This is a genomic window from Brevundimonas sp. 1080 (genome assembly GCF_040545985.1).
Taxonomy (GTDB): domain Bacteria; phylum Pseudomonadota; class Alphaproteobacteria; order Caulobacterales; family Caulobacteraceae; genus Brevundimonas.
In genome coordinates this window covers 618,090-638,365 of the sequence record NZ_JBEPMW010000002.1, presented here as the reverse complement: position 1 = coordinate 638,365, position 20,276 = coordinate 618,090, and the positions used below count along the sequence as shown (strand labels likewise).

Below are 20,276 nucleotides of genomic sequence, written 5' to 3'. Positions count from 1 at the left end.
CGCTCCCCCGAGAGGTCCGCTTCATGCTGTTTCGTTCGCTCGTCGCCGCCACGGCCCTGTTCGCCGCCACATCCGCTTTTGGTCCCGCCTTCGCTCAGGAAGCGACGCCCCAGGCCGGCGACCGCCCCGACATCGCCGCCGGCGCCGCCCAGTTCATCAAGCCCACCAACGCCGAGCGGACCCAGGTCCTGGTCGGTTTCCTCACGACGCTGGGCTTCACGCCCGAAATCCAGACCTTCCAAGGCGGCAACCAGGCCACCGGCCCGATGGAAGGCGCCAATGTCGTCGTCACGGTGGGCGAGGGCGCCAAGGATATCGTCCTGACCGCCCACTATGACGCGGTGAAGCTGCGCGACGGGACGCTGTCGCAGGGCATCGTCGACAACGTCGGCTCGGTCATGGCGATGATGGAGGCGGCCAAGACGCTGGACATGGCGCTGGAAGGCCAGCCGGTCGCCCACCGCTTCGTCTTCGTCTTCACCGACCAGGAAGAGCTGGGCCTTCTGGGCGCCAAGGCCTTCCTGGCGAAACACGGCAAGGACCGGATCGCCGCCGTCATCAACGCCGATGTCGCCGCCTATGGTCAGACGGTCATGTACGGCGAAAACAATGGGCCGCAGTCGGCCTTCGTGCTGGAGACGCTGCGCGGCCTGTGCGCCGAACGCGGCTTCGACTGCATGCCCTATCCGACCTATCCGCCCAGCGACGACCGCGCCTTCTCGGCCGCGGGCGTGCCCGTGGTGTCGATGGGTACTCAAGATGCGGTCGGCGCCCACCAGATGTGGCTGGCCTTCAACGGCGGCAAGGACAACGGCCTGAAGGAGGGCTTTGTCCCGCCCGTCTTCCAGCGCATCCACTCGACCGAGGACAAGCTGTCGTATCTGAAGGGCGTCGACGTCGCCCGCTTCGGCCTGTTCATCGCCGACCTGGGCTTGGCGCTGGACAAGAAGCTGGTCGAAATCCAGGCCAAGGACGCAGCGGTCGCCGCCGAAACCGCGCCGGCGGCCCCGGCGACGACGCCCGGCGACGAGTGACGACGGTCATCGAGGTTCGCGGCGTCCAGCCGACGCCGAAGGAGGGCCGGGCGGCCGTCAAGGCGTGGCCCGTTGTCCGGCGCTGGGCGAACCTGCCCGTGCTGTTTCTCGGCGGCGCCATGCTGGCGACCATCGCCGTCTGCCTCGGCCTGCCCCTGGAGCGGATCGGCTGGATCGTCGGCCTGCAGTTGGTCGGGCTGTATGGCTTTATCGGGCTGTCGGTCCTGGCGCATTACAGGGCCATGGCGGCGGCGCGCCGGTCGCCGATCGCGCAAAAGCCAACCGACTGGCGCATCGATGACAGCGGTCTGGCGCTGTCGGGAGCGGATTTCGAAACCTGCATCGGCTGGCGCAATCTTGTCGCGGTGATGGAGGACAAGGATCGGCTAATCTTCGCGGCCTCGCCCAACACCAACTTCATCCTGCCCTTGCGCGTGCTGGAGACGGATCAACGGCAGATGCTCCGCGTCTTGATCGCCGATGTGCGAGCGCGGGGCGTCCTCGGCGCCGGTGTTGACTAAGACCCTCCCGCGTCCGACAACGCCTGACCGTATTGATCCGGCTCCGTCGCGCTCGCGCCGGGGCCGTCTCGCTTTTGGAGGTCTTGGTCCCGTGTCCACTGAGCATTTGATGGGTGTCTACAATCGCGCGCCGCTGGAAGTGGAACGCGGCCGAGGCGCGCGTCTGTGGGCGACCGACGGGACCGAATATCTCGACTGCGTCGCCGGCATCTCGACCAACGGCCTGGGCCACGCCCACCCCGAACTGGTCCAGGCGGTCAAGGATCAGGCCGAGAAGCTGTGGCACGTCTCCAACATCTTCCGCATTCCGGGTCAGGAAGCGCTGGCGGACGCCCTGTGCGAATCCAGCTTCGCCGACGTGGTGTTCTTCACCAACTCGGGCACCGAAGCCGTCGAATGCGCGCTGAAGACGGCGCGCAAATACCACTCGGCCAACGGCGCGCCTGAGCGGATCGACATCTACGGCTTCGACGGCTCGTTCCACGGTCGGACCTATGGCGCGATCAACGCCGCCGCCAACCCCAGCTATACCGAGGGCTTCGGCCCGCCGATGCAGGGCTTCCACCAGCTGAAGTGGGGCGACCACGAGGCGATCAAGGCCGCCATCGCCAACCCCACGACCGCCGCCATCATCGTCGAGCCCGTGCAGGGCGAGGGCGGCTGCCGCGCCATGCCCGAACAGTGCCTGCGGGGCCTGCGCGAACTGTGCGACGAACACGGCGTCCTGATCATCTTCGATGAGGTCCAGTGCGGCATGGGCCGGACCGGCAAGCTGTGGGCCCACGAATGGGCGGGCATGGCGCCGGACATCATGGCGGTGGCCAAGGCCCTGGGCGGGGGCTTCCCCATCGGCGCCTGCCTGGCCTCGGCCAAGGCGGCCAAGGGGATGACAGTCGGCGTTCACGGCTCGACCTTCGGCGGCAATCCTCTGGCCATGGCCGTGGGTCAGAAGGCGCTGAGCCTGATCAACAGCCCCGAGACGCTGAACAACGTCAACGAGGTCGCCGGCTATCTGAAGCAGCAGTTCGCCGGCCTTCAGGAACGCTTCCCCGATGTGATCGCCGACGTCCGCGGCAAGGGCCTTCTGATCGGCATCAAGATGGTGCCGAACAATCGCGAGTTCATGGCCCTGGCGCGCGACACGCAGCAGTTGCTGATCGCCGGCGGCGGCGACAACTGCGTGCGACTGCTGCCGCCGTTGAACCTGACGCTGGACGAGGCCCGCGAAGCCGTGGCCCGTTTCGAAGCGGCCTGCGAGGTCGCCCGCGAAAAGCTGGCGGCCTGAGCCCGACATCCGCTCATCCCCGCGAAAGCGGGGACCCACTTCTTTCGAGAACGCGGGATCGACGGATGAAACACCCGACGGGCGGCTGTCGCCCACAGCACTAGGTCCCCGCTTCGCGGGGATGAGCGGAGCTAGACATATGGTCCGGCACTTCCTCGACATCCACCGGCTGGACGCGGCGGATCTGCGCGCCATCTTGGACGACGCCCATGCCCGCAAGGCCGCCCGCAAGGGCTGGCCCCAGGGGCGCGCCGACGCCGATGCGCCCGGCAAGGACCGCGTCCTGGCGATGATCTTCGAGAAGAACTCGACCCGCACGCGATTCAGTTTCGACGCGGCCATCCGCCAGCTGGGCGGCTCGTCCATCATCGCCACGGCCTCCGACATGCAGCTGGGGCGCGGCGAGCCGGTGGAGGACACCGCCCGCGTGCTGTCGCGCATGGTCGATGCGGTGATGATCCGCGCCAACGATCACGAGGATGTCGAGCGGTTCGCCCGCGTCTCGACCGTGCCCGTGGTCAACGGCCTGACCGACCGGTCGCACCCGTGCCAGATCCTGGCCGACCTGCAGACGATCGAGGAGCATCGCGGACCGATCGCCGGCAAGACGATCGCCTGGATTGGCGACGGCAATAACGTCTGCCACAGCTTCATGCACGCGGCGCCCAAGTTCGGCTTCCATCTGAACGTCGCCTGCCCGGCGGAATACCATCCGGACCTGCGCGACCTGGCCAAGGGCGGCGACGCCGTCACCCTGACCAGCGATCCGCGCGAGGCGGTCAAGGGCGCCGACGTCGTCGTCACCGACACCTGGGTCTCCATGGGGGATCAGGATTATGAGGCGCGGCTGGCGGCGTTCGAACATTACGGCGTCGACGAAGCCTTGATGGATCTCGCCGATCCCGAAGCGGTGTTCCTGCATTGCCTTCCCGCCCACCGTGGCGAGGAAGTCACCGACGCCGTCATCGACGGGCCGCGCTCGCTGGTCTGGGACGAGGCCGAAAACCGCATCCACGCCCAGAAAGCCGTTCTGGCTTGGTGCTTCGGCGGCTGATCTACGCTCAGTCCTCGCCGCTGATCGGCGGCGAGGCTGTCGACGGTCCCAGGGCCAGCAGGCCGTCGTAGGCGCCGTCCTCTACTGGCGTCAGGATGACGCCTCTCACTTGGTCGTCATCGCTGGCGATCGAAGGATTGACGCCGCAGGCGTCCCGCACGCAATTCCAAGCAAAGCCGCCTTGCTGGGCGACCCTCAGGCTTAACGTTTCTCTCGCAGGCAAATGGCCTGTCGCGGGAAGGCCGATGTCCGGATATCTGGTGAGAGGCGTCTTGCGGGCGTGGATATTGCCCACGAGTCCGATCACGCGCGCATCGGGTCTGTTCTGACGTGCCTGGCTGAGAAGCTGACCCATATTCAGCTCATACCACGCCTGATCCAGTTCCTGCCCTTGGGTCATGCTGGGCTGGAAAAGGTGGAGCGAAATGTCGCGTCCCGACGTCTTGAGCATTCGCACCTTTTGCAACGAAGCCAGAAGAGCCTTGCTGGTGCGTCCATCCTGACGAGCGCGGTCCATAAGCGAGCTGCCGCTCAACGTGGCCAATGCGCTCGCCTCATCCGGCTGTGAAATGAACGCATCAAGAATGGGTTGGAGCGTGTCTTCAAGTTCCAGTGCGACGACCACGGTCCCTTGCTCCGCAGCAGCGCAAGCGATTTCGCCGACGGCGCGCGGCGCCTCTTCCGTACCGTGCAACTCGCCTATCATGATGACCCGTTCGGGCCTTTCCAAGAGCGCGGTCGTCCCGTCCGGCGGCGAACAGGCCATGATGGCGGCGCTCAGCAGTCCCAGCATTCTCACATCCCCCTGAAGCTATCGAGTTGCGAAAGACGCAACCTTGAGGGCGGAATTGTGGTGCGCTGGGACTGCTTATTGGCGTCTGTCTTCTTACAGCTTCACGTCCGACACGCCGCCGACATCCGGGACGCTTTTGGTCAGGTTGGCCTTGAGAACTTCGTAGCCGAAGCCCAGGGCGCCCTTGTCGGAGACCCAGACGCGGCCGTCGTCGGCGTCGAAGCGGATCAGGGTCAGGTGGGGATCGTCCTTGCCGTCCGGGTACCAGGCGGCAACGACGGGGTTCCAGTATTTCTCGATGCGGCTGCGGTCCTGATCGATGGCCAGGCGGCCGTGGATGCAGGCCTGAACCTTGCCGTCCTTGGCCTGGTAGCAGAACATGCCGCTCTGGCCGCCGCCGGCGACATCCCGGGCGAAATCGGTGTCGTCGCGGGTGAAGAACCAGATGGTCCCCGTCTCGTCCTCGCCGAAACCGGTCATGGGCTGGTGGTGATAGCCGGGGCGGTCAATGCCCAGCATGCCGGTGTTGGACTCTTTCAGGCTTTTCCAGAATTCCTTCTCGGCCTCGGCGGGGGTCAGTTTGTCGGACACGCGGTCTCTCCTTGAGTGGTTCGCAAGGTTCAACCGACCGGCCTTGATCGGGTTCCCGTCTCTAGGCGCCGGGTATCCAGGGCGCACGCTCGGCGCCGAACAGCGTCGCCAGGTGGATCAGCAGCAGCATTGCGATCGCTGCGGCGCCGACCATCAGGAACCGCCATGGCATCAGACGCGGTCCCTTGAACGGATCCGGCGGCCGGGCGCCGCGCCATCCGCAAAAGACCATGACGGCGAGGGCGACGCCCAGCAGGACGAGGGTGGTGGTCAGGTTCATGCGCCGCAGGTGGCGAAAGCCGCGCCGCTTGGCAAGCGAACCCTTGCCGGGAGGTTAATCTTCATGCCGCGTTAACCGAGATGATTCACAAATCCGGCTGTCTGGCGCGATGTCCACAGGATTGGGATATCGCTGCTAGATGTTGCGGTTAACCATCAGTTTACACCCTCGATATTGACGGTATAGCCTTCGTCGCATGGGCTGGGAGACGAATCAGTGAGCGCTGCAGCGCCGTGGAGCGTTAAGGGAATCGATCCCAAAGCACGCGAGGTCGCCAAGGATCTGGCGCGCCGGTCCGGCATGACGCTGGGCGAATGGCTCAACTCCATGATCATGGAAGACGAGGAGGAGGGCTACGCCACCCTGCCGCGTCGCTCCCAGGCCGCCGAATACGAACGCCGCAACCGCAGCCGCCGTCTGGACGACGCCTATGAGGTCGAAGACAGCCAGCAGCGGATCAGCGCCTCCATCGATGTGATCGCCGCGCGACTGGAAGCCGCCGAACGCCGCTCGACCGTCGCCATTCAGGGCGTGGATCAGGCCGTTGCGGGCCTGATGCGCCGGCTGGACGGTCAGGAGGCTGAGGCCCAGGGCGCCGCACGCCGCATCGACGACATCGCCGAGGAGTTGCGCGAAGGGCATCGCCGCCTGCGCGCCTTCGAACGCGACACCGGCCCGTCGACCCAGGAAGCCTTCGGCAAGATCGAGACCTCGCTGGGTGCGCTGACTGGGCGCCTGTACGACATCGAGGAACGCCAGCGTCTGGGCGTCAGCGATCTGCGCGAGCGGATGGAGGCGGTCGAGAAGGCCGCCGGCCCCGGCGTCGGCACGGACATGCTGGCTCAGGTCAGCGCGCGTCTGGACGAGGCCCAGAACCGCACGACCGAAGCCCTGAAGACGCTGGAACGCTCGTTCGCCGCCCTGGACCAGCGGATGCGGACGGCCGAAAGCCGCGTCGAGCCGGAAGGCGCGCGCGACCTGGCCCGTTTCGAGAAGCTGGCCGAAGGCCTGTCGCGTCAGATCGACAACAATCGCGCCGAGATGATGCAGCGCCTGGACGCCGCCGAAACCGGCGCGCGCATCGACCGTATCGAACGCGCCGTCCAGGCCGTCGGCGATCAGTTGAAGGCGTCCGAAGAGAAGGGCGCCATCGGCCTTGAGGCCATGGGCCGCGAGGTCCTGCGCATCGCCCGCAACCTAAATGCGCGGGTCAAGAAGGTCGAGACGGACAACGACGGTCGCACCGACGCCGTCGCCCGCGCCGCCGCCGACGTCGTCAGCCAGACCATCGAAACCGAAGTCGCCCGCCGCGCCGCGCGTCTGGACCAGGAGTTCGCCCGCCACGTTGACCGCGTCGATCAACGCCTGACCGCCAGCGACGATCGCCACGCCATCGCCCTGGAGAAGCTTGGCGGCGAGATCACCCGCATCTCGGACCAGCTGAGCGATCGCATCGCCCAGTCCGAGCGCCGCTCGCAGCAGGCGCTGGAAGACATCGGCCGACGCCTGTCGGAAAGCTCGGACAAGATCGAGCAGCGCTACGACCGCGCGTCCGGCGAACTGGCCGAGCGGATGCGTCTCAGCGAGGAGCGCACCGCCCGTCTGCTGGCCGAGGCCCGCGAAAGCATCGACGCCCGCGCGCCCACGCCGATCCGCGACAAGCCGCTGGACAATGAGCCCGCGTGGACCCCGGCGCGACAAGTGCTGGAACGCGCCGCCTCGGCGACGATACAGGCGCCGATCCAGTCCGCATCCATCGAAGGCGACTGGCGCGCCGCCGCCTTCCCCGATGAGACCTTCACCGACCAGGACGCCTGGTCCAGCGATCCGGTGACGCCCGAAGTCGCGACCGCGGCGCCCTTCCCCTCGTCGCCCGTCGTCCAGACCGAGGCCGAGCCTGCCGAGGCGCTGGCTGACGACATGCCGATGCGCCAGGTCGATCCCGACGGCGTCGAACCTATCATCCAGCCCTTCAGCGGTTTCGGCGGCGCCGACGTCGAGGACGCGCTGGAGGCGACGTCGCCGGGCTTCTCGACCGCACCGACCGAAAAGCGCAGCGCCGCTGCCCTGGACGCGGACGATGACGATTTCGGCGGCGAGACCGAGTTCGTGGATCCGCGCCGGCTGCGTTCCAGCATGGAAGCCGCCGCCGCCGCCGGCCGCGCCGCCTCGACCCGCAGCACCATCGACGCCGCCCGCGCCGCGATCACCGCGCCGGCCGAGCCGGAACCTGCGCCTCGGTCGGGCTTCGGCCTGAAGCGCGGCGGCAAGTCCAAGCTGCAGGAACGGCTGGACCGGCAGGCGTCAAAAGACGGCTCGACGGTCAAGAAGACCTTTCTGGCTTCGGTCACTGCGGTCGCCCTGACCGGGGGCGTCTATGGCTATCTGTCCCTGACCGACGGCGGCGCCCCGGACTTCGAGATGCCCAGCTTCGGCGGCTCGACGACAAACGGCGCCGTGCCTCTGGCGGCGTCGGCGGTGACGCCGACCGGCCCGAAGGCGACCTTCGACATCGGCGGCCCTGGCGCGGCGGACTATGAGGCGGCGATCGGCAAGCTGGAGGCCGGCGACAACTCGGGCCTGGACGGCATGAAGCGCGCCGCCAACCTGGGTTACGCCCCCGCCCAGACCTATCTGGGTCAGCTGTATCTGGACGGCGCCAACGGCGTGCCCGCCGATCCGGTCCAAAGCCGTCAGTGGGGCCGTCGTGCGGCAGAGGGCGGCGACCCGCGCGGGATGCATCTGTATGGAATGCAGCTCTATGAAGGCGACGGCGGCGCGACCAATCAGGCTGAGGCCCTGACCTGGCTGCTGAACGCGGCCGAGCGCGGCCTGCCGGACAGCCAGTACAATGTCGCGCGCATCTATGAGACCGGCGCCGACGGCGTGGCCAAGAATCCGACCGAAGCGCTGAAATGGTACATGATCGCCGCGCGCGGCGGGGATGCGGAGGCCCAGGCCGCCGTGACGCGCCTGCGTCCGACGGCCAGCGCCACGGCCCAGCGCGCCGCCCGCACCGCCGCCGACGCCTTCGTGGCCCAGTCGCAGGGTCAGTCGCAGGCCCAAGCCCAGGCGACAGGCTAGATTCCCAGGCGCCGGGCGGCTATCGGTCGCCCGGTCGTCCCCGACCTCGCCCGCCTGACGGCGATTCTTGTGTCCGCTCCAGCCGAAGGCGCGTCCTTTGGACATCTATCTGCCGATCGCCGAGGTTTCGGTGAACTGGCCGACCCTGGTGATCCTGGGGGCGGTGGTCGGATTCGTGTCCGGCCTGTTCGGCATCGGCGGCGGCTTTCTGATGGCGCCGATCCTGGTCTTCCTGGGCATCCCGCCGACCGTCGCCGTCGCCAGCCAGGCCAGCCATGTCGTGGCCTCCTCGACGTCGGGCGTCATCCGCTATGCCGGGGCGGGTTCGGTCGATTTCAAAATGGGATCGGTGATGGCGGCAGGGGGCGCGGCCGGCGCCCTGGCGGGGGTCGAGCTGTTTCGCTACCTGCGCCTGCTGGGTCAGGCCGATCTGGTCGTGGCCCTGTCCTATCTCGTCTTCCTGGGCGCCATCGGCATTCTGATGTTGAACGAGAGCCTGACCGAAATCCTGCGCCGCCGCCGGGGGCTGCCCGCGCCGCACAAGCAGCGTCGGCGGCCGATGTGGCTGTACGGCCTGCCGCTGAAGATGAAGTTTCCGAAGTCGGGCCTCTATATCAGCGCCCTGCCGCCGTTCGGCCTGGGCGTCTTTGCGGGCGTCCTGTCGGCCATCATGGGGGTGGGCGGCGGCTTCATTCTGGTGCCGGCCATGCTCTATATCCTGCGCATGCGGGCGGGCGCGGTGGTGGGCACCAGCCTGTTCCAGATCATCATCACCACCGCCATCACCACCATTCTTCAGGCCGGGCGCAACCAGACGGTCGACATCGTCCTGTCCACCATCCTGCTGCTGGGCGGCGTCGTCGGCGCCCAGATCGGCGCGCGGTTCGCCGGGCGGTTCCGCGCCGAGGAGCTGCGGGCGGCGCTGGGCCTGATCGTGCTGCTGGTCGGGATCCAGATGGGGCTGGATCTGTTCGTGCGGCCCAACGACATCTTCATGATCGCGCCGGGGATCGCCGACTGATGCAGGCGCTTCCTCCCCCTCCGCCCCCCGTCGCGGCCCCGCCGCTCGATCGGTCCGAAGCGACGACCGGCGACCTGCGCGTCGCCGCCGCCCTGACCGACGCCCAGGTCCGGGTCGACAGCAGTTTCCGGGGCGCGTCCATTGTCCTCTATGGCGCCGTATTCAATCCGACGCCGGAACCGGCGGATGTGGTGGTGGTGGTGCGGGGGCCGGACGCGCCGATCCGCCTGGTCAAGAAGACGCGCACCTCGGGTGTCTGGCTGAACAGCCGGCCCGTGCTGTTCGAGGGCGCGCCCGGCTTCTACATGACCGCCTCGACCCGCCCGCTCAGCGATATCGCCGACTTCGGCCAGCTGCGCCGCCTGGGCGTCGGCGTCGATCACCTGCGCATCGACGCGCCGGAAGAGAGCCGCATCGTCACCCGCTACGGCGTGCGCGACGTGGTCGTCAGCCGTCTGGGCGACGACTATCTGGACTGGCGGCGCGCCGTGATCCGGCTGAAGGAGGCCGCCGCTCTTTACGATACCGATTCCGAAGGGGTCGAGTTCGTCGACCGGGGCCTGTTCCGCGCCGAGGTCAAGCTGCCGACCGTGGCGCCCATCGGCAAATACTACGCCGAGGTCTGGCTGTTTCAGGACGGCGAGCCGCAGTCGGTGTCGAACCTGACCCTGACGGTCGAGAAGGTCGGGCTGGAGCGCGACATCTATGAGTTCGCCCACCGTCGGCCGTGGCTGTACGGCGTGCTGTGCGTCGTGCTGGCCGCCCTGACCGGCTACGGCGCCTCGCGCATCTTCAGCCGCCGGAGCTGAAGCCCAGATCGCCGCGCAAGGCCTCGGCCGTCAATCCGCCGGCCCTCAGCTCGGCCAGGGTGATCGATCGATCGCGCTTGGCGTAGCGCCGCCCGTCCGGCCCTGTCAGCAAGGCGTGATGACGATAGGTCGGCGCCGGCCAGCCCAGCAGGGTCTGGATCAGCCGCTGCACATGGGTCGCCTCGAACAGGTCCTGACCCCGGATCACATAGGTGATCCCCTGCAAGGCGTCGTCATACGTCACCGCCAGATGATAGGCGACGCCCGTATCCTTGCGCGCCAGAACGACATCGCCCGCCGCCTCGGGATCGACGGCGATGACGCCGGTTTCGCCGTTCGGACCCTCGCCCTCCTCGACGAAACTCAGGTTGTTCCAGGTCGCCTCGCCCAAGGCCTCCCGCGCCCGATCCAGCGACAGCCGCCAGGCGAATGGCGCGCCCGAGGCCAGCAGATGCGCCTCCTCCTCCGCTGAATGCGGACCGGGCCTCGCTGCCTCCATCGTCCCGTGCGGCGCCTCGCCGATGGCGCTCAGGATCTCCTTGCGCGTGCGGAAACACCGATAGAGCAGGCCGCGCGCCCGCAGAATTTCGATCACGGCGGCGTAGTCGCCCAGATGATCGGACTGGCGCCGGACCGGCGTCTCCCAGTCCAGGCCTAGCCAGGCCAGGTCCTCCAGAATGCCCGCCTCGTGTTCCGGCCGGCATCGCGTCGGATCGATATCCTCGATGCGCAGCACGAACCGCCCGCCCGCCGCCTTCGCCGCCGTCCAGGCGGTCAGGGCCGAAAAAGCGTGGCCCTTGTGCAGACGGCCGGTAGGCGAGGGGGCGAAGCGGGTTGTGAACATCAAGACGCTCTTTAGCGGTTTGCGGCCCTCAACGGCGCCCCCGCTCTTTCCGACAAGCGCGACGGGCCGTAAGCATGGCGCATGCCGTTCGCACCCACGCCTGATGACATCGCCACCGCGCGTCGCGCGCTGGTCGCCGCCGATCCGGCGCTCGTGCGCGTGGATGCGCAGACGCCGCCGCTGGAATGGCGGTTGAGAGTGGGCGGATTCGAAGGCTTGTTCCGCATGATCGTGGAGCAGCAGGTGTCGGTCGCCTCGGCCGCTTCGGTCTGGGCGCGGCTGCGCGAAGGCATGGGCGGTATCACGCCTGAGCTGTTGCTAGCGCACGATCTGGATCAGCTGCGCGGCATGGGTCTGTCGCGACAGAAGGCGACCTATGGTCAGGGGATCGCGCGGGCGCAGATCGCGGGCGAGATCGATCTGGAGCATTTGGCCAACCTCGATGACGAGGCGGCGATTGCGTCCCTGACGGCGCTGAAGGGCGTGGGCCTATGGACGGCCGAGGCCTATCTGATGATGTGCGAGGGGCGGCTGGATGTCTTTCCCGGCGGCGACGTGGCCTTGCAGGAGGCGATCCGCTGGGCGGACGGCGCAGAGGAGCGGCCCGATCAGAAGGGCGCCTATGCCCGCGCCGAGGTTTGGCGGCCCTACCGTGCGGTCGCCACGCACTTGCTGTGGGCCTGGTACACGGGCGTGAAGCGCGGCGAGATCGCGCTGGATGCGCCGGCGTGACCCCGCTCGATCCGGCTCTGACCGAACCGCTGCGCAATCCGCAGACCGTGCTGACCGCGCTGGATTTCGCCGGCGTGGCGGTCTTCGCCGCCACCGGCGCCCTAGCCGCCGCGCGCGAGAAGCACGATGTCGTCACCTTCGCCTTCTTCGGCGCCATCACCGGCGTGGGCGGCGGGACGCTGCGTGACCTGTTGCTCGGCCTGCCAGTCTTCTGGGTGCAGGACTGGCGCTATCTGGCGGTCTGCCTTTTCGCCTCGACGGCCCTGTGGCTGGTTGGACAGCGCGACTGGCGTTTCCGCGCCCTGCTGTGGCTGGATGCCGTGGGTCTTGCGGCCTATGGCGTGATGGGGGCGGCAAAAGCCGAGGCGGCTGGGGCGCCGGCCCTGATCTGCATCGTCATGGGCACGTTGACGGCCTGTTTCGGCGGGGTGGTGCGCGACACCCTGGCGGGTCAGCCGTCGATCCTGCTGCGGCGAGAGATCAACGTCACGGCCGCGATCCTGGCGGCGACGGTCTATATGGTGCTGCGGGGGCCAGGCGTCGGCGTCTGGCCCGCCGCCATCGTCGCGGCGCTGTCGGGCTTCCTGCTGCGCGCAGCCGCCTTGCGCTGGGGCTGGACCCTGCCGGGGTTCCCAACCCACGCGCGCCGGGTCTGAGGCAGGACGTCACGAAAACGCTGCACACTGGTCATGGCGATGAGCGGGAATCAGGGGTAGGCTGATCTCACAAGACTAGGGAAGGAGACGTGTCCTCACCTCTGTCGCCTCAAAATCCCCCCGTCTGAGCGGGAGGGCCTGATGCAGGTTCTCCATCGACCGCCCTCCGGTTTTCCCGCCTTGGTGTTGAACGCCGACTTCCGGCCGCTGTCCTACTATCCGCTGTCGTTGTGGCCGTGGGAGGAGGCGGTCAAGGCGGTCTATCAAGACCGCGTGGACGTCGTGTCCCTGTATGACAAGGTCGTCCGCTCGCCATCGATGGAGATGCAGCTGCCCAGCGTGATCGCGCTGCGCAGCTATGTGGATCAGGACCGCAGCCCCGCCTTCACCCGCTTCAACGTCTTTCTGCGCGACGGTTTCGCCTGTCAGTACTGCGGTCAGTCGGCTGAACTGACCTTCGACCACGTCATCCCGCGCTCACAGGGCGGACGCACCACGTGGGACAATATCGTCGCGGCCTGCAGCCCCTGCAATCTGGTCAAGGGCGGGCGAACGCCGCGCCAGGCGATGATGCCGATCCGCCGCGAACCCTATCGCCCCAACGCCTGGCAGCTTCAGGACGCCGGCCGACGCTTCCCGCCGCACTATCTGCACCAGAGCTGGCTGGACTATCTCTATTGGGACATCGAGCTCGAACCTTAGGGGCGCAGGACGGCGACGCCCGGACGGCTGGTTTCGACGCGGCGACGGCGCAGTCGGCGATCCAGACGATCGATCTCGGCCAGGGTCATGTCCGGATGGCGGCGGAAGGCCTGGCGCAACTGTTCGATCCGTCCGGGCGCCCAGGCGGCGGCGACGCCGGCCGCGCCCGCCAGGAAATCGATGACCGAGACGCTGCGGCCGGTCAGGGCCTGAAGCAGTTCGGCGCCGAAGGCGGCGACGATGACATAGAGGGCCAGGTCGTCGCGGCGCTGGTTCGGCGCGATCAGGAACAGGCCGCTGGCCACGCCATAGAAGGCGATCACGTGCGCGGCCTTGTCGTTCAGGCCGAAGACCTGTTCCAGACCCTGGAACGGTCCCAGCATCAGGATGGCCATGCCCAGCGCCGCCAGGGCGAAGCCGAGGCGGGCGGCCATGACGATGCGGCGGGGCGTGAGCATGAGGCGGGTGTCCGTAACCTTGATCCGCCGTCATCCTGCATCGCCGTCCGCCAAGATGCGGTGAAGCGACGTGCTGAACGCTTTACGAACAACTTATCGCAGGATCGCCCAATCCAGAGCGTGGACACGGTCTCGTCCCAGGGCGGCGGCCATAGGAGGGGCGGCGAACAGGTCGGCGATGGCGGGATCGAGCACGTTCAGCCCGCCGGTGAAGGCCCCGAAGGCCGGCAGGACGATCCGCGATCCGTCCGTGACGAAGCAAGGACGGCGCACGCCGCGCCCATAGGCGGCGATCTTGGCGGCGGGATGCAGGTGGCCCGCGACCTCGCCGCGCCGGTCGTCGTCGACGCTCAGCGCCTCCGGTTCGTGGGTCAGGCGCAACGCGCCGAGGATCATATCGCCGACGATCCGGCCGGGCAGGCGGGACGCCGTGTCCGCATCGCGAGCCATGCTGCGATTCAGGGCCTCGCGGTCGTGATTGCCTTCCAGCCACAGCCAGTCGCGCCCGGCCGCCAGCCGGTCCAGCCGCGCCCGGTCGTCGGCCGCCATGCGGGGAATGGCCTTGGTGTCATGGAAGCTGTCGCCCAGCAGCACGACCACGGCCGGGTTCAGTTCGACGATCTCGGCTTCCAGCCTGTCCAGCGTGGCGCGGCTGTCATAGGGCGGCAGAAGTTGGCCGCGCACCGCGAAGGCAGAGCCCTTTTCCAGATGCAGGTCCGCGACGATCAGGGCGCCGTGGGCCGGAACCCACATCGCTCCGGAACAGCGCAGCACGCAGGCCTCGCCCGCGATCCGCACGCTCAGCGAACCGCAGATCTTGCGGGCCGGGGACAGGGTCTGGCGCAGGGCGGCGTTCATGCGGCGGCACCTGACTGGCTTGGCGGCTCGGCGTCGTCCATGACCTCTGCGATCAGCAGGTCGGCGCTTTCGTCCAAGATCATTTCGGCGGCGTCCCCGCTGACCCGCTCGCGTCCGATCTGGACCAGCACGGGCACGCAGAAGGGCGAGGCGCGGTTCAGGGGTTGGTGGCGGATGCGTCCCTCGATGCGGGTCAGCATCTGGCCCAGGCGCGCCACGTCCAGCAGGCCGGATGCGGCGTCGGCGCGGGCGGTCTTGAGCAGCAGATGGTCGGGTTGGTGGCGGCGCAGCACGTCGTAGATCAGGTCGGTGGAGAAGGTCACCTGCCGGCCGGTCTTTTCGGCGCCGGGCTGGCGACGTTCGATCAAGCCCGAGATCAGGGCGCAATTGCGGAAGGATCGCTTCATCATGAAGCTTTCCTCCAGCCAGGCTTCCAGATCGTCGCCCAGCATGTCCGGCTGGAACAGGGCGTCCAGATCGATCGTGTCCATCGGCTTGATCGACCAGATCGCCAGCGAATAGTCGGTCACGACAAACCCCAGCGGCCCGACGCCCATCCGGTCCAGCCGCCGGGTCAGCAGCATGCACAGGGTGGTGTGGGCCAGATTGCCCTCGAACGGATAGGCCACAAGGAAATGCCGGCTGCCGCGCGGAAAGGTTTCGACCAGCATGGATTCGGCGTCGGGAATGACCGAGCGGGTTTCCTGCAACTCCAGCCATTCCTGCACGTCGGGCGGCAGGACGCGCCAGTGATCGCGATCATGGATCATGGTGCGCACCCGGTCGGCCAGCGAGGTCGACAGCGGGAACTTCGATCCGCCCCACGACGGAATCTTGGGGTCGCTGTCATTGGCGTGGGTGACCAGGGCGTCGGTGCCGGTGATGCCCTGGAACGCCCAGGTCTGGCCGGCGAATTGGAAGGTGTCGCCGGGCGTCAGTTGTTCGAAATACCACTCCTCGGCCTCGCCGACTTTGCGGCCGCCGATCAGCTGGCGCGAGGCGCCGCCGCGACGGCTGGCGACGCGGACGTTCAGCGTGCCGGCTGAGACGATGGCGCCGACGTTCATGCGGTGGCGCTGGGCGATATGCTGGTTTCTGACCTTCCAGCGTCCATCCGGCGTGCGCACGATCCGGGCGAACCGGTCGTAGGTGCGCAGCGCATAGCCGCCGGTGGCGACGAAGTCGACCACCTCCTCGAACTGCTCCCACGTCAGGGCGCGATAGGGGCCGCAGCCGGTGATCTCGTCATACAAGACCTGCATGTCGAACGGTTCGGAACAGGCGACCCCCATGACGTGCTGAGCCAGGGTGTCGAGCGTGCCGATATGGACCGGCTCCCAGTCGAAGGCGTTGTCGGCGACGGCCTCGCGCGCCGCCTGACATTCCAGCATCTCGAACCGGCTGGCGGGCACCAGAAGCGCGCGCGACGGCTCGTCCAGCCGGTGGTTGGCGCGGCCGATGCGCTGGACCAGGCGGCTGGACCCCTTAGGCGCCGCCATCTGGATCACCAGATCCACGTCGCCCCAGTCGATGCCCAGATCGAGCGTCGAGGTGCAGACCACGGCCCTGAGGTCGCCGCGCGCCATGGCCGCCTCGATCTTGCGCCGCTGCTCGGCCGCCAGCGAGCCGTGGTGCAGGCCGATGGGCAGGTTCTCGTCGTTGATGGCCCACAGCTGCTGGAACACGAACTCCGACTGCCAGCGGGTGTTGACGAAGATCAGCGCCAGGGTCGAACGCTGGATGGCGGCATAGACCTCCGGGATGGCGTGCTGGCCTGTGTGGCCCGCCCAAGGGACCTTGCCCTCTGAGATCAGCACGTCGATGACCGCCGGCGCGCCGGGGTCGCCGCGGACCAAGGCCACCGCGTCAAGAGCCCCTCCACCGCCTTCGGCGGTCCCCCTCCCCATGGCATGGGGAGGAGACAGGTCGGCCAGCGTCTCCTCCACGCTCTGCGGGGAGGGGGACCGCGAAGCGGGGGAGGGGTTCTTCGTCTCCGCATTTCCCGGCGCCAACCACCCCCGGATCAGAGCGGGATCCTCGATGGTCGCGCTCAGCCCCACCCGGCGCATATCGGGTGCGAAACTTTGCAATCGCCCCAGACCCAGAGACAGCAGGTCCCCGCGCTTGCCGCTCCAGATCGCATGGACCTCGTCCAGCACGACGCATTTCAGATCGGCGAAATAGGACCGGGCGCCTTCCCAGGCGCAGAACAGGGCCAACTGCTCGGGCGTGGTCAGCAGGATGTCGGGCGGAAAGTCGCGCTGTCGCTGGCGTTTGGACTGTTTGGTGTCGCCGGTGCGCGTCTCGACGTGGATGTTCAGCCCGATCTCGCGGATCGGGGTCATCAGATTGCGCTCGACGTCCGTGGTTAGGGCCTTCAGCGGCGACAGATAAAGCGTATGTACCCCCGACCCCGCCCCGGTCGCGGGCTTCGGTCCGCGCTCGGCCAACTCGATCAGGCTGGGCAGAAACCCCGCCAGCGTCTTGCCTCCGCCGGTCGGCGCGACCAGCAGGGCGTGGCGGCCGGCCTCCCCCGCCGCGACCATCTCCAGCTGATGCCGCCGGGGCGCCCAGCCGCGCGCCGCGAACCAGTCGGCGAAAAGGGGCGGAAGCGTTGCGGGAGCGGCGGCGGTCGTCACGGACGGGATATAGCATGTTCCCGTTCCGTTTCAGCCCCAGTCTCGCTATCTATCGGACGTGTCCAATGAATCCGTCCTTTCCGAAACCCGCTCGACCGGCGCCCAGCCGTGGGCGGACTTGCCGCCGGCGCTCGCCACGCCGCCGGGCGCAGGGGCGGTGTGCGACGAGGCGGGGGCCAGGAAGATCGGGCGCGGGGCGGCCGAGGGGTTCTTCAGCACCGGGCCGGTGATGGCAGCCCATGCGTCGCTGACGGCGCGCCGGCTGGGGCTGACGCCGCCGCCGCGATCGACTGATCTGATGGATGTGCTGGAGCTTTACGCCTTCGTGCGACCTGCGCGCTTCTGTGCGCCGTCGCCGACGGGCTTGGCGCTGTCGCTGGGTCTGGCCGAGCCGAAGTCGGCGGAGGAACAGGCGGCGGCCCTGCGCGAGGCGGCGGGGCTGCTGCTGCGCGAACTGGCCGATCCGGCCTATCCGGAGCGCGAGGCGGCCTATGTCCTGGCGCTGACGATGCAGCGCGCCGGCTGGGCCTGGGGCGAGCGGGTGGTTCAGGCGCTGGAGGCCGGCGGCGTGCGGGCGCGCCAGCATCGCGGGTCGGGGATGGATGTCTGGTCGCGCCTGACCGAATGGGAGGACGAGGCGCCGCGCGGCGAGGCGGGATCGGCGCCGGTCGACAGCGAGAGCGCCCGCATCCGGCTGGAGAAGCTGCTTCGGGCCTCGGGTCTGGACGAGACGCGGCCGACGCAGTCCGATTACGCCGCCGAAGCCGCCTTCGCCTTTTCGCCGAGGAACGAGGAGGGTCGGCCCCGCATGCTGCTGGCCGAGGCGGGGACCGGCACGGGCAAAACCCTGGGCTATCTGGCGCCCGCCTCCCTATGGGCCGAGCGGAACCAGGGAGCGGCCTGGATCTCGACCTATACCCGCGCGCTGCAACGCCAGATCGACCGTGAAAGCCATTCGCTGTGGCCCGATCCGGCCGAGCGCAAGAAGAAGGCGGTGATCCGCAAGGGGCGCGAGAACTATCTGTGCGTCCTTAATCTGCAGGACATGGTGCAGGCGGCCCAGCTGGGGAATGGCGACCTGATCGGCCTGGCGCTGGCCGGGCGTTGGGCGCTGCATACGCGCGACGGCGACATGACGGGCGGGGACTTTCCTGGCTGGCTGCCCGGCCTGTTCGCCATGCCGGCGGCCCATGCGGCGGGAGCGGCCAATCTGGTGGATCGGCGCGGCGAGTGCGTCCATGCCGCCTGTCCCCACTACCGCGCCTGTTTCGTCGAAAAGACCATCCGCGCCAGCCGCCGCGCGGACCTGGTCATCGCCAACCACGCCCTCGTTTTGACCCAGGCGGCGTTCGACGGCGCGCGGTCGGCGCGGGGCCAGAAGTCTGACGGTGAGACGGCGGCGCTGAAGCGGATCGTCTTCGACGAGGGGCACCACCTGTTCGACGCCGCCGACAGCGCCTTTTCCGCCTGCTTGTCGGGCCAGGAGGCGGCCGAGCTGCGCCGCTGGATCCGGGGGCCGGAGGGGCGGGGGCGTCGCGGTCGCGGGTTGGAGCAGCGACTGGGCGACATGGTCAACGACAATGAGGCGGCGATGAAGGCGCTGCAGGACGCCATCCGCGCCTCCGCCGCCCTGCCGGGGGAAGGCGTGTCGGGCCGCGTCGCGCCGGCCTCGGGCGAGGTCAATCCGATCGGCCCGATCGAAGCCTTCCTGGCCGCCGCCCTGGACCAGCTTCGGGCGCGCACCGCCGAGACCAACACCTATGGCGGGCCCGAGTTCGGCATGGAGTGCGCGCTGAAGCCGGTGACTGATCCGGTCGCCGAGACGGCGCGTGCGGCGGCCCAGGCCCTGGCCGCCATCGAGGCGCCGTTGCTGGCCCTGTCGCGGCATCTGGAAGACATCCTCGACGACGAGGCGGCCGAGTTGGACGGGTCGCAGCGGTCGCGGATCGAAGGGGCGCTGCGCGGGCTGGACCGGCGCGCGCGCATGACTCTGCCGGGGTGGCGGTCGATGCTGGCGGCGCTGGAGGATGGGAGCGATCAGCCCGATCCCGATTTCGTCGATTGGCTGTCGGCCGAGACCGCGTTCGGCCGCATCCACGACGTGGCGCTGCGTCGCCACTGGATCGACCCGACGGTTCCGCTGGAGGCCGCCGTGATCGTGCCGTCGCACGGGGTGCTGGTGACCTCCGCCACCCTGTCCGACCCCTTTCAGGAAGACCCGTTCGACCTGGCGCGGATGCGGACCGGCTCGGCCCGGCTGATTGAGCCGCCCCGCACCCTGAAGGTCGAGAGCCCATTCGACTATGCCGCCAACAGCCGGGTCATCGTCGTCAACGACCTGGTCAAGGACGATCCGCGCCAGACGGCGGCGGCGATGCGCGAACTGTTCCTGGCGGCGGGCGGCGGGGGGCTAGGCCTGTTCACCGCCATTCGCCGATTGAAGGCGGTCTATGAGCGGCTCGGGCCCGATCTGGCGAAGTCGGGCGTGCCGCTCTACGCTCAGCACGTCGATCCGCTGGAGGTCGGGGCGCTGGTGGACATGTTCCGGGTCGAGGAGAATTCCTGCCTCTTGGGCACCGACGCCGTGCGCGACGGGGTGGACGTGCCGGGACGGTCGCTGCGGGTGCTCGCCTTCGACCGTGTGCCGTGGCCGCGCCCGGATTTGCTGCACAAGGCGCGGCGCGAACGGCTGGGAGGCAAGGGCTATGACGATGCCCTGGCCCGCGCCCGCATCGCCCAGGCGTTCGGCCGGCTGATCCGGCGCGGCGACGACAAGGGGGTGTTCCTGATGCTGGACGCCGCCACCCCGACCCGCCTGTTCGCCAGCCTGCCGCCCGGCACCGAGGTGCAGCGGATGGGCTTGGCCGATGCGGTCGAATTGACCCGCAGTTTCCTGAACCCCGAGACGACTTAGG

Annotated in this window: 18 protein-coding genes; 11 read left to right on the top strand and 7 right to left on the bottom strand. The window is 68.5% G+C overall.

Annotation, left to right across the window (positions count from 1 at the left end; genetic code table 11):
• The first annotated feature begins 23 nt into the window (after positions 1–23).
• From ABIC32_RS08505 to argF, 4 genes are all read left to right on the top strand, one after another.
• Positions 24–1,034 (top strand): M28 family metallopeptidase, encoded by a 1,011-nt coding sequence (locus ABIC32_RS08505; RefSeq protein WP_354073855.1) that lies wholly within the window; start codon positions 24–26, stop codon positions 1,032–1,034.
• Positions 1,031–1,555, top strand: coding sequence for a YcxB family protein (locus tag ABIC32_RS08500; protein ID WP_354073853.1), 525 nt, complete (start codon positions 1,031–1,033; stop codon positions 1,553–1,555). The genes ABIC32_RS08505 and ABIC32_RS08500 overlap by 4 nt, the downstream gene beginning before the upstream one ends.
• Before the next feature lie 91 nt (positions 1,556–1,646).
• On the top strand, positions 1,647–2,840 hold the full coding sequence (locus ABIC32_RS08495) for an aspartate aminotransferase family protein (protein WP_307512901.1): 1,194 nt from the start codon (positions 1,647–1,649) through the stop codon (positions 2,838–2,840).
• A gap of 139 nt (positions 2,841–2,979) precedes the next feature.
• On the top strand, positions 2,980–3,894 hold the full coding sequence (argF, locus tag ABIC32_RS08490) for an ornithine carbamoyltransferase (protein WP_017506612.1): 915 nt from the start codon (positions 2,980–2,982) through the stop codon (positions 3,892–3,894).
• A gap of 7 nt (positions 3,895–3,901) precedes the next feature.
• On the opposite strand, the gene ABIC32_RS08485 is transcribed toward argF, so the two are convergent.
• From ABIC32_RS08485 to ABIC32_RS08475, 3 genes are all read right to left on the bottom strand, one after another.
• Entirely contained in the window at positions 3,902–4,687 is a 786-nt protein-coding gene (locus tag ABIC32_RS08485; protein WP_354073850.1) for a hypothetical protein, read from the bottom strand.
• Between the two features lie 93 nt (positions 4,688–4,780).
• Positions 4,781–5,278 carry a pyridoxamine 5'-phosphate oxidase family protein gene (locus tag ABIC32_RS08480; RefSeq protein WP_354073848.1) on the bottom strand — a complete coding sequence of 166 codons (498 nt, stop codon included), beginning with the start codon at positions 5,276–5,278 and terminating at the stop codon, positions 4,781–4,783.
• A 61-nt stretch (positions 5,279–5,339) separates the two neighbouring features.
• On the bottom strand, positions 5,340–5,558 hold the full coding sequence (locus ABIC32_RS08475) for a hypothetical protein (RefSeq protein ID WP_199060339.1): 219 nt from the start codon (positions 5,556–5,558) through the stop codon (positions 5,340–5,342).
• 216 nt (positions 5,559–5,774) lie between these two features.
• Between ABIC32_RS08475 and ABIC32_RS08470 the strand changes: the two genes are divergently transcribed.
• The 3 genes from ABIC32_RS08470 (at position 5,775) to ABIC32_RS08460 (ending at position 10,472) form a co-directional block, all read left to right on the top strand.
• Positions 5,775–8,642 carry an SEL1-like repeat protein gene (locus tag ABIC32_RS08470; protein ID WP_354073846.1) on the top strand — a complete coding sequence of 956 codons (2,868 nt, stop codon included), beginning with the start codon at positions 5,775–5,777 and terminating at the stop codon, positions 8,640–8,642.
• A 97-nt stretch (positions 8,643–8,739) separates the two neighbouring features.
• Positions 8,740–9,663, top strand: coding sequence for a sulfite exporter TauE/SafE family protein (locus ABIC32_RS08465; protein WP_017506607.1), 924 nt, complete (start codon positions 8,740–8,742; stop codon positions 9,661–9,663).
• Positions 9,663–10,472 (top strand): TIGR02186 family protein, encoded by an 810-nt coding sequence (locus ABIC32_RS08460; protein WP_354073844.1) that lies wholly within the window; start codon positions 9,663–9,665, stop codon positions 10,470–10,472. Before ABIC32_RS08465 ends, ABIC32_RS08460 begins: the two co-directional genes overlap by 1 nt.
• On the opposite strand, the gene gluQRS is transcribed toward ABIC32_RS08460, so the two are convergent.
• Positions 10,456–11,319: a tRNA glutamyl-Q(34) synthetase GluQRS gene (gene gluQRS, locus ABIC32_RS08455; RefSeq protein ID WP_354073842.1), complete on the bottom strand. Its 864-nt coding sequence runs from the start codon at positions 11,317–11,319 to the stop codon at positions 10,456–10,458. The genes ABIC32_RS08460 and gluQRS overlap by 17 nt on opposite strands.
• Positions 11,320–11,397: 78 nt before the next feature.
• Between gluQRS and ABIC32_RS08450 the strand changes: the two genes are divergently transcribed.
• From ABIC32_RS08450 to ABIC32_RS08440, 3 genes are all read left to right on the top strand, one after another.
• Positions 11,398–12,048 (top strand): DNA-3-methyladenine glycosylase family protein, encoded by a 651-nt coding sequence (locus ABIC32_RS08450; protein WP_354073840.1) that lies wholly within the window; start codon positions 11,398–11,400, stop codon positions 12,046–12,048.
• Entirely contained in the window at positions 12,045–12,704 is a 660-nt protein-coding gene (locus ABIC32_RS08445) for a trimeric intracellular cation channel family protein (RefSeq protein WP_055807715.1), read from the top strand. Before ABIC32_RS08450 ends, ABIC32_RS08445 begins: the two co-directional genes overlap by 4 nt.
• 141 nt (positions 12,705–12,845) lie before the next feature.
• Positions 12,846–13,406, top strand: coding sequence for an HNH endonuclease (locus ABIC32_RS08440; RefSeq protein ID WP_354073838.1), 561 nt, complete (start codon positions 12,846–12,848; stop codon positions 13,404–13,406).
• Here ABIC32_RS08440 and ABIC32_RS08435 read toward each other — a convergent pair.
• From ABIC32_RS08435 to ABIC32_RS08425, 3 genes are all read right to left on the bottom strand, one after another.
• On the bottom strand, positions 13,403–13,864 hold the full coding sequence (locus ABIC32_RS08435) for a hypothetical protein (protein WP_354073836.1): 462 nt from the start codon (positions 13,862–13,864) through the stop codon (positions 13,403–13,405). The two genes, ABIC32_RS08440 and ABIC32_RS08435, sit on opposite strands and share 4 nt — an antisense overlap.
• 93 nt (positions 13,865–13,957) lie before the next feature.
• On the bottom strand, positions 13,958–14,722 hold the full coding sequence (gene pdeM / locus ABIC32_RS08430) for a ligase-associated DNA damage response endonuclease PdeM (RefSeq protein ID WP_354073834.1): 765 nt from the start codon (positions 14,720–14,722) through the stop codon (positions 13,958–13,960).
• A complete protein-coding gene (locus tag ABIC32_RS08425; protein WP_502909330.1) occupies positions 14,719–17,268 on the bottom strand; it encodes a ligase-associated DNA damage response DEXH box helicase in 2,550 nt (849 codons plus the stop codon). The genes pdeM and ABIC32_RS08425 overlap by 4 nt, the downstream gene beginning before the upstream one ends.
• A gap of 151 nt (positions 17,269–17,419) precedes the next feature.
• Between ABIC32_RS08425 and ABIC32_RS08420 the strand changes: the two genes are divergently transcribed.
• Complete coding sequence (locus tag ABIC32_RS08420) at positions 17,420–20,275, top strand: ATP-dependent DNA helicase (RefSeq protein ID WP_354073830.1); 2,856 nt, start codon at positions 17,420–17,422, stop codon at positions 20,273–20,275.
• Position 20,276: the final 1 nt, after the last annotated feature.

Excerpts from the sequence above, each read along its gene's own strand:
- ABIC32_RS08505 (WP_354073855.1), top strand. The coding sequence starts at position 24 with ATGCTGTTTCGTTCGCTCGTCGCCGCCACGGCCCTGTTCGCCGCCACA.
- argF (WP_017506612.1), top strand. The coding sequence starts at position 2,980 with ATGGTCCGGCACTTCCTCGACATCCACCGGCTGGACGCGGCGGATCTG.
- ABIC32_RS08485 (WP_354073850.1), bottom strand. The coding sequence starts at position 4,687 with ATGCTGGGACTGCTGAGCGCCGCCATCATGGCCTGTTCGCCGCCGGAC.
- ABIC32_RS08475 (WP_199060339.1), bottom strand. The coding sequence starts at position 5,558 with ATGAACCTGACCACCACCCTCGTCCTGCTGGGCGTCGCCCTCGCCGTC.
- ABIC32_RS08460 (WP_354073844.1), top strand. The coding sequence starts at position 9,663 with ATGCAGGCGCTTCCTCCCCCTCCGCCCCCCGTCGCGGCCCCGCCGCTC.
- ABIC32_RS08450 (WP_354073840.1), top strand. The coding sequence starts at position 11,398 with ATGCCGTTCGCACCCACGCCTGATGACATCGCCACCGCGCGTCGCGCG.
- ABIC32_RS08440 (WP_354073838.1), top strand. The coding sequence starts at position 12,846 with ATGCAGGTTCTCCATCGACCGCCCTCCGGTTTTCCCGCCTTGGTGTTG.
- ABIC32_RS08435 (WP_354073836.1), bottom strand. The coding sequence starts at position 13,864 with ATGCTCACGCCCCGCCGCATCGTCATGGCCGCCCGCCTCGGCTTCGCC.
- pdeM (WP_354073834.1), bottom strand. The coding sequence starts at position 14,722 with ATGAACGCCGCCCTGCGCCAGACCCTGTCCCCGGCCCGCAAGATCTGC.
- ABIC32_RS08425 (WP_502909330.1), bottom strand. The coding sequence starts at position 17,268 with ATGGTCGCGGCGGGGGAGGCCGGCCGCCACGCCCTGCTGGTCGCGCCG.